This window comes from Pseudomonas sp. c313 (genome assembly GCF_055407145.1).
Window position 1 is genome coordinate 74,437 of the sequence record NZ_JBUZRD010000010.1, and the last position, 12,651, is coordinate 87,087.

12 protein-coding genes and 1 pseudogene are annotated in these 12,651 nt (G+C 60.1%); 4 read left to right on the forward strand and 9 right to left on the reverse strand.

Annotated elements, in window-relative coordinates:
* Positions 1-2 precede the first annotated feature (2 nt).
* Positions 3-473, reverse strand: a complete 471-nt coding sequence (locus ACZRKZ_RS22400; RefSeq protein WP_463982770.1) for a hypothetical protein — start codon at positions 471-473, stop codon at positions 3-5.
* Positions 474-629: 156 nt separating this feature from the next.
* On the opposite strand from ACZRKZ_RS22400, the gene fnr reads away from it, so the two are divergent.
* Together fnr and ACZRKZ_RS22410 are read left to right on the forward strand one after the other, a co-directional pair.
* On the forward strand, positions 630-1,364 hold the full coding sequence (gene fnr, locus ACZRKZ_RS22405; protein ID WP_463969937.1) for a fumarate/nitrate reduction transcriptional regulator Fnr: 735 nt from the start codon (positions 630-632) through the stop codon (positions 1,362-1,364).
* Positions 1,365-1,443: 79 nt separating this feature from the next.
* Positions 1,444-1,992 (forward strand): adenine phosphoribosyltransferase, encoded by a 549-nt coding sequence (locus tag ACZRKZ_RS22410; protein ID WP_463982771.1) that lies wholly within the window; start codon positions 1,444-1,446, stop codon positions 1,990-1,992.
* Positions 1,993-1,998: 6 nt separating this feature from the next.
* On the opposite strand, the gene ACZRKZ_RS22415 is transcribed toward ACZRKZ_RS22410, so the two are convergent.
* The 5 genes from ACZRKZ_RS22415 to dnaX all read right to left on the reverse strand — a co-directional run bounded on the left by ACZRKZ_RS22415 (position 1,999) and on the right by dnaX (position 7,678).
* Positions 1,999-3,147: an acyl-CoA dehydrogenase family protein gene (locus ACZRKZ_RS22415; protein ID WP_463982772.1), complete on the reverse strand. Its 1,149-nt coding sequence runs from the start codon at positions 3,145-3,147 to the stop codon at positions 1,999-2,001.
* Positions 3,148-3,244: 97 nt separating this feature from the next.
* A complete protein-coding gene (recR, locus tag ACZRKZ_RS22420; RefSeq protein WP_133101641.1) occupies positions 3,245-3,847 on the reverse strand; it encodes a recombination mediator RecR in 603 nt (200 codons plus the stop codon).
* A gap of 66 nt (positions 3,848-3,913) precedes the next feature.
* The gene (locus ACZRKZ_RS22425) at positions 3,914-4,948 is read right to left on the reverse strand and encodes an NADP-dependent oxidoreductase (protein WP_463982773.1); all 1,035 of its coding nucleotides are present in this window, start codon (positions 4,946-4,948) and stop codon (positions 3,914-3,916) included.
* Positions 4,949-5,220: 272 nt separating this feature from the next.
* Positions 5,221-5,559 carry a YbaB/EbfC family nucleoid-associated protein gene (locus ACZRKZ_RS22430; RefSeq protein ID WP_133101643.1) on the reverse strand — a complete coding sequence of 113 codons (339 nt, stop codon included), beginning with the start codon at positions 5,557-5,559 and terminating at the stop codon, positions 5,221-5,223.
* Between the two features lie 43 nt (positions 5,560-5,602).
* Positions 5,603-7,678, reverse strand: a complete 2,076-nt coding sequence (dnaX, locus tag ACZRKZ_RS22435; protein ID WP_463982774.1) for a DNA polymerase III subunit gamma/tau — start codon at positions 7,676-7,678, stop codon at positions 5,603-5,605.
* Between the two features lie 134 nt (positions 7,679-7,812).
* Here dnaX and ACZRKZ_RS22440 point away from each other — a divergent pair, with 134 nt between their 5' ends.
* Positions 7,813-8,571 carry a substrate-binding periplasmic protein gene (locus ACZRKZ_RS22440; protein ID WP_463982775.1) on the forward strand — a complete coding sequence of 253 codons (759 nt, stop codon included), beginning with the start codon at positions 7,813-7,815 and terminating at the stop codon, positions 8,569-8,571.
* Here the strand turns inward: ACZRKZ_RS22440 and ACZRKZ_RS22445 are convergent.
* The 3 genes and pseudogenes from ACZRKZ_RS22445 to ACZRKZ_RS22455 all read right to left on the reverse strand — a co-directional run.
* Positions 8,552-10,243, reverse strand: a complete 1,692-nt coding sequence (locus ACZRKZ_RS22445; protein WP_463982776.1) for a putative bifunctional diguanylate cyclase/phosphodiesterase — start codon at positions 10,241-10,243, stop codon at positions 8,552-8,554. The genes ACZRKZ_RS22440 and ACZRKZ_RS22445 overlap by 20 nt on opposite strands.
* An 18-nt stretch (positions 10,244-10,261) precedes the next feature.
* Positions 10,262-11,401 carry a methyl-accepting chemotaxis protein gene (locus tag ACZRKZ_RS22450; RefSeq protein ID WP_463982827.1) on the reverse strand — a complete coding sequence of 380 codons (1,140 nt, stop codon included), beginning with the start codon at positions 11,399-11,401 and terminating at the stop codon, positions 10,262-10,264.
* Positions 11,402-11,545: 144 nt separating this feature from the next.
* Positions 11,546-11,974 (reverse strand): annotated as a pseudogene (locus ACZRKZ_RS22455) (PAS domain-containing protein); the annotation flags it as partial.
* Positions 11,975-12,275: 301 nt separating this feature from the next.
* Here ACZRKZ_RS22455 and ACZRKZ_RS22460 point away from each other — a divergent pair.
* On the forward strand, positions 12,276-12,590 hold the full coding sequence (locus ACZRKZ_RS22460) for a helix-turn-helix domain-containing protein (RefSeq protein ID WP_133101648.1): 315 nt from the start codon (positions 12,276-12,278) through the stop codon (positions 12,588-12,590).
* The last annotated feature ends 61 nt before the right edge of the window (positions 12,591-12,651 follow it).

Consider the following 12,651-nt stretch of genomic DNA (forward strand, 5'->3'; position numbering starts at 1 on the left):
GGTTAGCTCATCGATAGAGATGCAGTCTTGAGTGCATCACCGGCGCTCATGCCTTTTATCTCCTTGATCAGGGACGCCTGGGCCGCCGTCAAGCCTGCCTGCAATCCGCTCAATGCTGTTTGCAGGCCGCCTAGCCTGGCCTGGGCCTGTTCAGGGCTAAGGCTCTTGTCGGCCATCACTGCCGCCATTTCCGCCTGTTTTTCTACGATCTGCTGTTTGAGCTGACGGATCATCTTCAGCAACTGCTTGACGTTATCCGCCAGCCCGCTGTCGTCGATATCCTCGTTAGCGACTTTCTCGGCGGCTGCAGCTTTCAGCGAAGCCCCGGAAAAAGTCACGGTCACGCCTTCCACCGCCTTGGGCTCACTGAGCAGAGTCGTCTCGGGCGCATCACTTGCGACGCTGTCTTTTTTCGGCTCAGGCATGGTCTGAACATGTGTGCGGGCTGCGAGATTGCCACCGATGGAAAGCATGTATTGAGCCTCCTGGCTCTTGGGTTAATAGCAGTACATCGGCCGCTGGCGGATAATCTTTACATCCTTGCTGTTTTTTTGTACATGCTGGCCTGAAGACCTATGAGTGCGGTACCCTTACTCATCATGTGTGTTTTCCCACCAAGGATTTAAGAAATGTCCGAGCCAGTTAAACTGCGCGCTCATAGCCAGGCTCATTGCAAGGACTGCAGCCTGGCGCCGCTCTGCTTGCCACTTTCGCTGAATCTGGAAGACATGGAAGCGCTGGACGAAATCGTTAAGCGTGGTCGCCCGCTGAAAAAAGGTGAATTCCTGTTTCGCCAGGGTGACAAGTTCGATTCCGTTTATGCCGTTCGCTCGGGCGCCTTGAAGACCTTCAGCCTGAGCGATGGCGGCGAAGAGCAAATCACCGGTTTCCACCTGCCCAGCGAGCTGGTCGGCCTGTCGGGCATGGACACTGAGATTCACCCGGTGTCGGCCCAGGCCCAGGAAACCACTTCGGTGTGTGAAATCCCCTTCGATCGTCTCGATGAGCTGGCCCTGCAATTGCCGCAATTGCGCCGCCAACTGATGCGGGTCATGAGCAGGGAAATTCGCGACGACCAGCAAATGATGTTGCTGCTGTCGAAGAAAACCGCCGACGAGCGGATCGCCACCTTCCTGGTCAACCTGTCGGCGCGGTTCCGTGCCCGTGGTTTCTCGGCCAACCAGTTCCGCCTGAGCATGTCGCGCAACGAAATCGGTAATTACCTGGGCCTGGCGGTGGAAACCGTATCCCGCGTATTCACCCGCTTCCAGCAGAACGAACTGATCGCCGCCGAGGGCAAGGAAGTGCATATCCTCGACCCGATCCAGCTCTGTGCGCTGGCCGGTGGTTCGCTCGACGGCTGAACCAGACACTTGCGGTCGCGCCAACCGGCGAGGCCGCAGGTATACTGCGGGTCCGCTTGCCTCCCAGGACTCCTCGACGATGGTCTTCGATTCGTTCGACATCAAATCCCTGATTCGCCCAGTTATCGACTTCCCCAAGCCTGGGGTGATCTTTCGCGATATCACGCCGCTGTTCCAGTCGCCCAAGGCCTTGCGCCTGGTGGCCGATGCCTTTGTTCACCGCTATGTCGAAACTGAATTCACGCACATCGGCGCGATGGATGCTCGCGGGTTCCTGATCGGTTCGATCATCGCCTATCAGTTGAACAAACCACTGATCCTGTTCCGTAAACAGGGCAAGTTGCCGGCAGACGTGTTGAGCGAGGGTTATCAGACCGAATACGGCGAAGCCTTCCTGGAAGTCCATGCCGACAGCCTGTGTGAAGGGGATTCGGTGCTGATGTTCGATGACCTGATTGCCACCGGCGGCACCCTGATCGCCGCGGCCAACCTGGCACGACGCATGAGCGCGCGAATTTTCGAAGCAGCGGCGATTATTGACCTGCCGGAGTTGGGTGGGTCGCAGAGGCTGGAAGACATGGGTATCCCGACGTTTTGCTTGACGCAGTTTGCGTTGACGGACAAATAACCCGGGTTACAACCCCATCTGCTTGCTGATGATTTCATTCATCACTTCCCGGGTTCCCCCGCCGATGGACAGGATGCGGTTGTCGCGGTACAGCCGCTCCACCAGGCTGCCACGCATGTAACCCAAACCACCGAGGATCTGCACCGCGTCGTAGGTCACGCGGTCGGCGGTGTCGGTGGCGAGGTTCTTGGCCATGGAAATCTCTTTGATCACGCTCTTGCCTGCGGCCATCTTCGCCGCCTGGCGGTAGGTAAATTCCCGGGAGACTTCGACGGCGGTGGCCATTTCCGCCAGGCGATGCTTGAGCACCTGAAACTTGCCGATGGGCTTGCCGAAGGCTTCGCGCTGGGCAGCCCATTTCAGGCTTTCTTCCAGGGCCAGTTGCGCGGTCATGTTGGCCATTAAGGCCAGGGCCAGGCGCTCACTCTGGAAGTTGCCCATGATGCAGGCAAAGCCCATGTTCTCGGCACCGATCAGATTGCCGACAGGCACCTGGCAATCATCGAAGAACAACTCGGCCGTGTCCGACGCCCACCAGCCCATTTTCTTCAGCGGCTGGCCGACGGTGAAGCCAGGGGTGTCCTTTTCCATCAGCAGCAGGCTGATACCACCGAAACCTGGGCCACCGGTACGCACCGCAACGGTGTAGAAATCGGCACGCGCGCCACTGGTGATAAAGGTCTTGCTGCCGCTGACCCGATAATAATCACCCTCGCGTACCGCACGGGTTTGCAGGTTAGCCACATCGGAGCCGCCAGCGGGTTCGGTGACGGCCAGGGCCATGATCTTCTCACCGGCCAACACCTGGGGCACCACATGCTCGCGCACCTCGGGCCGGGCCCATTTGACGATGGGCGGCAGGCCGATATCCAGCGAGCCCAACCCCGCCACTACCCCACCAGAGCCACAGCGCATCAGCTCTTCGCTGGCGGCGACCTTGGCGAACAGGTCACCTTCATGGCTGCCGCCCAGGGCTTCGGGATAGCCGATGCCGAGAATTCCCACCGCGCCTGCCTTGAGGTACAACGCCTTGGGAAAGCTTTCGGCTTCTTCCCATTGCTCGATGCCCGGCAGAATTTCGCGCTCGACGAAACGGCGCACGCTGTCGCGAACCAATTGGTGGCTGGAATCGAAGTATTCCTGATAGGCAGTCATCGGCAAGCTCCACGCAGAGGTGGAGCGAACTTACCAAGCGCTTGCTTGGTTTTCAAGCATGCAATGCTGTAGGGCCCTCGCGCCTACATTGAAAGCATCAAAGAACGATAGGCTTGCGCCCGGCAAACGAGTGCGCCAGGGTGCCGCCATCCACCAACTCCAGCTCGCCACCGAGCGGTACGCCGTGGGCGATGCGCGAGGTGATCAGGCCTTTATTGGCCAGCAGTTGGGCGATGTAGTGAGCGGTCGCTTCGCCTTCCACTGTGGGGTTGGTGGCCAGGATTACTTCAGTAAAGGTGCCCTGCTGTTCGATCCGCGTTACCAACTGCGGAATACCGATAGCCTCCGGGCCTAGGCCATCCAGCGGAGACAAGTGGCCCTTGAGCACAAAGTAACGGCCGCGATAACCGGTCTGCTCCACGGCATAGACGTCCATCGGCCCTTCGACCACGCACAGCAGTGTGTCATCGCGACGCGGGTCGGCGCATTGCGGGCAGAGTTCTTCTTCGGTGAGGGTGCGGCATTGACGACAATGGCCCACACCTTCCATGGCCTGACTCAGAGCCAGGGCCAGACGGGAACCACCGTTGCGATCACGCTCCAGCAGTTGCAGCGCCATGCGCTGGGCGGTTTTCTGGCCGACGCCTGGCAAGGTGCGCAGAGCGTCGATCAGTTGACGAATCAGGGGGCTGAAGCTCATGAGGGAAAGGTCCGACAAAACAACGAGACGCGGTTTATACCCGCGCCCCGGATTAGCGTCAAATGCTCAATCCTCTGTGACACGCACCACCAACTTGCCGAAATTGCGCCCTTCCAGCAAACCGATAAAGGCTTCGGGCGCCTGCTCCAGGCCGTCGACCACGTCTTCGCGGAACTTGATCTTGCCATCGCGCACCCACGGCGCCATGGCGCTGAGGAATTCAGGCTGGCGGTCGCCGTAGTCGTCGAACACGATAAAACCCTGAATCCGCACGCGCTTGGTCAACAAGGTGCGCTGCAGCGCCGGCAACCGATCAGGACCGCTGGGCACTTCGTGAGCGTTGTAGCCAGCGATCAGGCCACACAGGGGAATCCGTGCCTTGGGGTTGAGCAACGGCACCACCGCATCGAACACCTTGCCGCCGACGCTTTCGAAGTAGATGTCCACGCCGTTGAAGCAGGCCTGGGTCAGTTCATCGGCGAAATTCGCGCTCTTGTGGTCGATGCAGGCATCAAAGCCCAATTCGTCCACCACATAGCGGCACTTGTCCGCCCCACCCGCCACACCGACCACGCGCAAGCCCTTGAGCTTGGCCACCTGGCCGACCACCGAACCCACCGCGCCGGACGCAGCCGCCACCACCAGGGTTTCCCCAGCCTTGGGCTGGCCGATGTCCGTCAGGCCCATGTACGCAGTCATGCCAGGCATGCCGAGCACACCCAAGGCCATGGACGGGCTGGCCAGGCCATTGGGTACCGGTATCAGATTGCGGCCATCGCAGATGCTGTGGCTTTGCCAGCCGGTAGAGCCGACTACCAGGTCGCCCACTTCGAATTTCGGGTTACGCGACTGTTCGATACGGCTGACAGCGCCACCGGTCATCACCTCACCGATTTCCACGGGAGCTGCGTAAGACGGCGCATCACTCATGCGACCGCGCATGTAGGGGTCCAGGGACAGGAACAGCGTCTTGAGCAGAACCTGGCCATCGGCCAAATCCGGCAGGGTCACGCGCTCCAGGCGAAAATTCTCCGGCACAGGCGCACCCTGGGGGCGGGAGACCAGAACGATGCGCTGGTTGAGGGTCAGGGCTTCGGTCATCAGTGAGGCTCCTTTATCGGTGAGTAAATCCAACGGTATAGGGTGCAGACACCGACAAGGGCATCGAGGTTCGACAAAACTGCGTAGCCGTTGTCGAGCCCCAGCAAGGCTACGTTGGCCACACCACTGCCATCAAGCTAGGGCACCGAAGCTGCCCCCCCGACGCAGCCTCGTTTCACTCGACAGCTGCGCAATAGACAGGCCCTGCCAATCTACACCGCAAAAAAAATGCCAGGCACGATGCCTGGCATTTTCATATTCACGCTCGCCGATCAGAACGGCAGTTTCATACCCGGCGGCAGTTGCATGCCAGCGGTCACCCCGGACATTTTGTCCTGGCTGTTGGCTTCGATTTTGCGCACGGCGTCGTTGACGGCCGAGGCGAACAGAGCTTCGAGCATTTCCAGATCGTCTTCGCCCACACCTGGCAGCACGCTTGGGTCGATGGTCACGCGCTTGATGTCGTGACGACCGGTCATTACCACGCTGACCATATCGCCGCCGGCTTTACCGGTGACTTCGGCGTTGGCCAGTTCTTCCTGCATCTTGGCCATCTTTTCCTGCATCTGCTGCGCCTGCTTCATCAGGCCGGCCATGCCACCTTTCATCATGGGAATCACCTCAAAAGTACGTGGATCAATTATTAGCCCCGGCTTATGAAACCTGGGTTACCGGGGCTTCGACAGGTTCAATAGTATCGTGGCGAACCACGGCGCCAAACTGCTGCATCATCTGCTGGATGAGCGGATCAGCCTGGATCGACTCTTCAGCCTCGCGCTGGCGGTTTACCCGGCGACGGGAACCGGCCTGGGCCGGGGTTTCCTGCTCGGGTTTGATCAGCTCGATGCTGATCGTCAGGGTGCGCTCGTGGTACTGGTTCAGGGCATCGTTCAATCGGCGCTGCTGGGTGGCGTTGAACAGCGCGCTGTGGGCCGGGTCCAGGTGCAGCAGCCAGTGGTCACCATTAATAGCGATCAAGGTGCAGTTGGCGGCGATGCTACCCGTCATGCCGGAAATCGGCAGTTTCGGGAACAACTCCAGCCATTGCAGCGCCAGGCCGGTAGCCGGCATCGCCGCCGGTTCCGGCTCGGGCTCTGGGGCCGGCTCGGCGGTGTGCTCGCTGGCCAGGTCATCCAGATAGCTATAGGCCGAGTCCATGTCTGGCTCGATGTAGTCTTCGTCCAGCGGCGGCTCGTCATCCAGGTCGACGCCCGGCGTCGCCGCGTCCACGTCGGCGATGGTCGGTTCGGGCACGGGGGCCGAAGCCCATTCCGGTGCATCCGGCACCATGCTGTCCGGAGTTGGCGTCGGCATCGGCGTGAGATCGGGCTGCTCGCCGGCGGTTTCGAGCACAGGCTCGACGGCGGCTTGCTGCTCGATTACCGTCTCTACAGGGTCGTTCCAGGGCAGATCGACCATGGGCAACGGCTCGGGCTCGACAATCGGCTCTGGCACGACAACAGGCGCCACCGGCTCGGCAGGTGCAGGTGCAGGTGCAGGTGCAGGTGCCACAGCCTCCGGCGCCGCAATACTTGGCGCAACCACTGGCGCGACAACCACCGCGCCAGCCACTGGTTTGGCGGAATCAACTGTGGCCTGGCTGATCCCCACTGGCTTTAGCGGCTGTCTCGGCGCATCTGCCGTGTCCGCAGGCCTGAACGCCAGCATGCGCAACAGGACCATTTCGAAACCGCCACGCGGGTCCGGCGCCAGCGGCAAGTCGCGGCGGCCGATCAGGCCCATCTGGTAGTAGAACTGCACATCTTCGGCCGGCAGCGCCTGGGCCAACGCCAACACGCGATCGCGGTCGCCATGACCGTTGTCGACGCCTTCAGGCAACGCCTGGGCAATGGCGACGCGGTGCAGCACGTTGAGAATTTCCGAGAGCACGCCATTCCAGTCCGGGCCTTGCTCGGACAAATGGCGCACAGCTTCAAGCAAGGCCTTGGCATCGCCTTCGATCAGCGCGTGCAGCACGTCAAAGACTTGCCCATGATCGAGGGTGCCGAGCATCGCCCGCACGTCAGCAGCCATGACCTTGCCTTCACCGAAGGCGATGGCCTGGTCGGTGAGGCTCATGGCGTCGCGCATCGAGCCATCGGCGGCACGGCCCAGCAACCACAGGGCGTCGTCTTCGAACGGCACGTTCTCGACACCGAGGACGTGGGTCAAATGCTCGACCACCCGCTCGGGGGTCATGTTCTTCAGGGAGAACTGCAGGCACCGCGACAAAATGGTTGCAGGAAGTTTCTGCGGGTCGGTGGTGGCCAGAATGAATTTAACGTAGGGCGGCGGCTCTTCCAGGGTTTTCAACAGTGCGTTGAAGGAGTGACTGGAAAGCATGTGCACTTCGTCGATCAAGTAGACCTTGAAGCGGCCGCGGCTCGGCGCGTACTGCACGTTGTCCAGCAATTCGCGGGTGTCTTCGACCTTGGTCCGGCTCGCGGCGTCGATCTCGATCAGGTCGATAAAGCGCCCTTCGTCGATCTCCCGGCACACCGAGCAAGTGCCACAAGGCGTCGAGGTGATACCCGTTTCACAGTTCAGGCACTTGGCGATGATCCGCGCGATGGTGGTCTTGCCGACACCCCGGGTACCGGTGAACAGGTAGGCATGGTGCAGCCGCTGGCTGTCCAAGGCATTGATCAGAGCCTTGAGCACATGGGTCTGGCCGACCATTTCGCGGAACGAGCGCGGACGCCATTTACGTGCAAGAACCTGATAACTCATCGAAAACCGTCGCAACTGGGAAGCGGAAGCGGGTAATGCTAGCGGAGCAAGGGGGAAATTGCATCCGGCACGCTCGCCTAATCTGACTAAGCTGGTCTAACCACGCCCTATTAAGGGCTGAAGCCGGAGAGTTTATGCGCGTAGCCCTGGGCGCCTTATGGATGATCGCCACCATCAGTCTGGCGGGGCCCGCACCTTTGCGCTTCTCCATTTCCGACAGCTGGGCCATGCCTATGGTGCAAATCGAGCAGGGCCAGCCGACCCAGGGTATTTTGTATGACCTGATGCTGAGCCTGGCGACCCAGGTTGGCCGCCCGGCACAGTTCCAGGTCCTGGCCCGGGCGCGCATCACCCCCGCCATGGAGCACGGAGAAATCGATGTGCGCTGCTATGTCACGCAAGCCTGGTTGAGCAACCTGTCCGGCGACTACAGCTGGAGTATCCCGCTGTGGGTCCAGCGCAATGTGCTGGTCAGCGCCCACTTGCCGCCGCTGTCGGTGCAACTGGGCAGCCTGGCGCCGCAGCAGATCGGCACGGTGCTCAATTACAGCTACCCAACCCTCGAACCGCGCTTCGCCAGCGGCCAGCTCAAGCGCGATGACGCCCGTAGCGAGGAGCAAGTGCTGCAAAAACTGGTGGCTGGACGTTTCAAATACGCGGTGAGCAACGAGTGGACACTGGATCGCTTCAACCAGAAACTGGCGGTGGCGCAACGACTTCATGCAGTGGCCGTCGTAGAGGAACAAAGCCTGGGCTGTTATGTGCGCAACGACCCTGCCCTGCCGGTTAAGGAGATTCTGCGCACGCTCTCGCGAATGAAAATGTCAGGGCAGATTGATGAGATCATCAAGCTGTATACCGGGACAGCGAGCCCTACACCTGACTCCCCGTAGCGGACGACAGCGAGAAGCCGTCTACCCACCCCGGCACCTCGGCAGCCGGCATCGGCCGGGCGAAAAAGTAGCCCTGAGCCACTTCACAGCCCATGCGCATCAATAACTGGCCATGCTCCAGGGTTTCCAGGCCTTCGGCGATCACTTCGCGGCCAAACGCACGGGCCAGGCCTATCACGGCTTGGGTCAGCGCCAGGTCGTCCTTGTCATGGAGAATGTCGCGCACAAACGACTTGTCGATCTTGATGGTCTGGGTCGGCAGCCGCTTGAGGTAGCTCAAAGATGAGTAACCAGTGCCGAAATCATCCAGGGAAAACTGCACCCCCAACGCCTTGCAGGCTTCCAGGTGCTGGGTGACTCGCTGGATATTGTCGATGGCTACCGATTCGGCGATTTCCAGGTCAAGCATGTGCGGTGCAACCTCGGGGTGCTGCGCCAACAACTGCTGTAGTCGGTCGACAAAGTCTGCCCGCTGGAAATGCCGTGCTGCGATGTTAACGCTGACCGACCAGGAGTGCCCTGCGCCCTGCCACTGATGCATCTGCGCCAGCGCCTGGTCCATCACCCACTCACCCACGTCGACAATCAGATCGGTCTGCTCGATCAACGGCAGAAAGTCCCCCGGAAACACCAGGCCGCGCACGGGATGCTGCCAGCGCAACAGCGCTTCAAACCCCACCACCGTACCGCAGCGCAGGTTCACCTTGGGATGGTAATGCAGGCACAACTCACCTGCCGCCAGGGCCTGGCGAACCTGCTCCACCGTCTGGTGGGTGGCCTTGACCTCCTGCTCCAGGGACACATCAAACAGCTGGAAGCGATTGCGCCCATTCTGCTTGGCTACGTACATGGCCTGGTCGGCGTGGCGTAGCAAGGTGTCGGCGTCCTCATCATCCGAGGGGAACAGCGTGACACCGATGCTGGCGAACACGTTGATCTCCAGGCCCTGGATCGAATAGGGCTCGGAGATGGACTTGAGGATACGCAACAAGGCGGCGTTCAGTTCGTCGGCATCCCGTACGTAACGCAGAATCAACACGAACTCGTCACCGGCCAACCGGGCGACCACGTCCTCGCCACGGATGATATCTCGCAGGCGAGTGGCCACTTCCACCAGCAGCAGGTCGCCACACGCGTGACCGTAGCCATCGTTAACTGCCTTGAAGCCGTCCAGGTCGAGCATGCACACGGCCAGGGGAATGTCCTCGCTGCGGGAAAACTCCAGGGATTGGATCAGCAATTCGGAAAGGTAGGCGCGGTTTGGCAAGCCGGTCAGCACATCGTGGCCAACCCGCCATTGCAAGGTGTGCAGCAACTGGCGTTTTTCGCTGACATCAAAGTGAATCGACACATACTTCTGCACCTGCCCGGTGCGCTCATCCAGCAGCGGCACCATGGTGCTGTCGACCCAATAAAGCGTGCCATCCTTGGCCCGGTTGCAAATTTCCCCACGCCAGATCTTGCCTTGGGTAATGGCGAGCCACATGCCCTGGAAAAACCCGGCCGGATGCAATCCGGAGCTGAGTATCCGATGGTTTTGCCCCGGCAGCTCCTTCCGGCTGTAGCCGGACAGGCCGCAGAACTGATCATTGACGTAGGTGATGCTGCCGGCCAGGTCGGTCTCGGAAAAAATGGCGGCGGCATCCACGGCCCTGCGGTATTTCTCATCCATGAATCAGGCTCTGGGTGGCTAGCGGTTAAACCGCTCGACCAGGGCACGCAACCCGGAAGAGATGCTTTCAAGTTCCCGGCCACGGGTGACTGCAGCGTTGGCATTGCCCGCTGTCTTTTGCACCGTGGCGGCGACGTTGTTGATCTGTTGCGAAACTTCCTCGGCGACGTGGGACTGCTCCTGGGAGGCGGCGGCCATCTGTTGGCTCATGTCAGTGATGCGCTCCACCGCTTGGCGAATGCCCAGCAGCGCCTGTTGCGCCTCAAGCACTTGCTGCACGCCCTGCTCGGCTTCGCGAATGCCCAGGCTTGCGATCTCGACAGCTTCAGCGGCGCCGGCCCGCAGGTTCTGGATGATGCCCTGGATCTGCTGGGTCGACTCACGGGTCTTGCCCGCCAGCGCCCGAACTTCATCGGCTACCACGGCAAAACCGCGACCCTGCTCGCCGGCCCGTGCGGCTTCGATGGCGGCATTGAGGGCCAGCAGATTGGTCTGATCGGCGATTGCCTGAATCATGCTCGCGGCCACGCGAATTTCCTGGGTCTGTCCGGCCAGATTGCCGACAGCCTGGTTGATCTGGGTGACGGTGCCGGCCAGCAGCTGGATGGCCTCACGGGAGGTCCCGGCCACCTCGCTGCCCTGTTCGGCCAAGGTATTGGCGGTGTGAGCTTCGCCGGCGGTCTGCTGCACATGCACGGCGACTTCGGCAATGGAGGCGGCCATTTCGGTCATGGCGGCAGCGGTCATGTCAGTTTCGGCGCGCTGCTCCAACAAGGCCGACTCGGTATTGCTCGACAGTACGCTGGAATCGGCGGCCGCTTCAGCCATTTGGCTGGCCAGGTCGCTGAGGCGCGTGAGGGCGGTTTTCAAGCGCGCTTCTTCGCTGATCAGGATCATTTCCAACTGCGCAGCCGGGCCCAACGCATCGCTGTAGGTCAACGCACTGATGGGATCGGAAAAGGTGTTGGGTGTGAGCTGAACAATCTGTTCGAGCTGTCGCCCCAGACGCTGCTGAGCCCAGGCACCTATGCCGAGAAACAGCACGGCAGTCAGTGCTTGCGCCCACACACCGGGGACCAATTGGAATGCGCCAATAGAGACGACCGCCGCTACGGCGGGCACTGCCAGGGTCTTGGCTGCCGAAATCACCCGACGCATCGGCGAGACCGCTGAATGCCCTGCCTGTAACCGTGCGTACAAGGCTTCGGCGCGACGAACCTGGTCGCGAGTCGGTTTGACTCGCACCGATTCGTACCCGACCAGCCGGCCCTCCTCCAGAATCGGCGTCACATAGGCGCTGACCCAATAGAAGTTGCCGTTCTTGCAGCGATTCTTGACCACACCCATCCAACTGTGACCGGCCTTGAGGTAACTCCACATCAGCTCGAACACTGCGGGCGGCATGTCCGGGTGGCGCACCAGGTTGTGGGGGCTGCCGATCAGCTCCGCCTGGGTAAAGCCGCTCATGGCGGCAAACTCGGCGTTGCAGTAAGTAATGTGGCTGTTGACGTCAGTTGCGGAAATTAGCCGTTGCTGCTCCCCAAAAGTCTGTTCAACAGCGGTGACCGGCAAGTTGAGACGCACGTTAAAGCTCCATGGACAGCGTTCGATCGCTCTGCCGGCGGCCGGGTAGGCCCCGCAGGCGGATTCGTATTTCCAGACAGGCTGTGCCGTCAATTGGCGAGTTGGCCACAATCGACGGCAAGCCCAAGATTTTGCACAGCGATTCACCGTTGATTCGACGAAGATCAACTAGGCTTGAATTCAGGTATCTGGCACGGGAGGCGGGATGATGCGTGGCACTGACGAGCGACGTTAAAGTCCCTGCCAAGCGTTCGTTTTATGTGAACAAGGAGAGCGCAATGATTTCCTGTTTCATAAACCTGCCTTCTGAAACGAGACCACTAAATACTTGTCCTAAATGTTGATTCTACGAATTACATCACACTTTACAATAAAAGGTGATGGTACAAGCGGTTATCTAATCCAAAGATTTATCGTTAAGTTCTTGATTCTAAATGGGAATTGAGCGATGCACATTTCAAGTTTGGGTCCAGCCATCAGACGTTACCGCAAGGTCGCAGGGCTTACTCAGGCTGAACTAGGTGAAAAAACCGGTTTTGACCCTAAAACCATCAGCCGCTTCGAAACCGGCACCTATACACCCAGCGTGGAGGCTCTGTTCTTGTTCGCAGAGGCGCTGGAAGTGAAGTTGAAAGTCTTTTTCGCAGACTTGGTCGACGAGGATGAACAGCGCGCTTATCTGTTTGGTGTCATTCACAAAGCCACCCCGAAGGATCTGGGAAAGCTGATTGCGGCGGTAGACCAGGCCTTGTCCAAGCCTTAGAGCTCGTAACAGAAGCGCCCATAATAAAAAGAGCAGGCAGCCTACGCGCTGATCTTTTCTT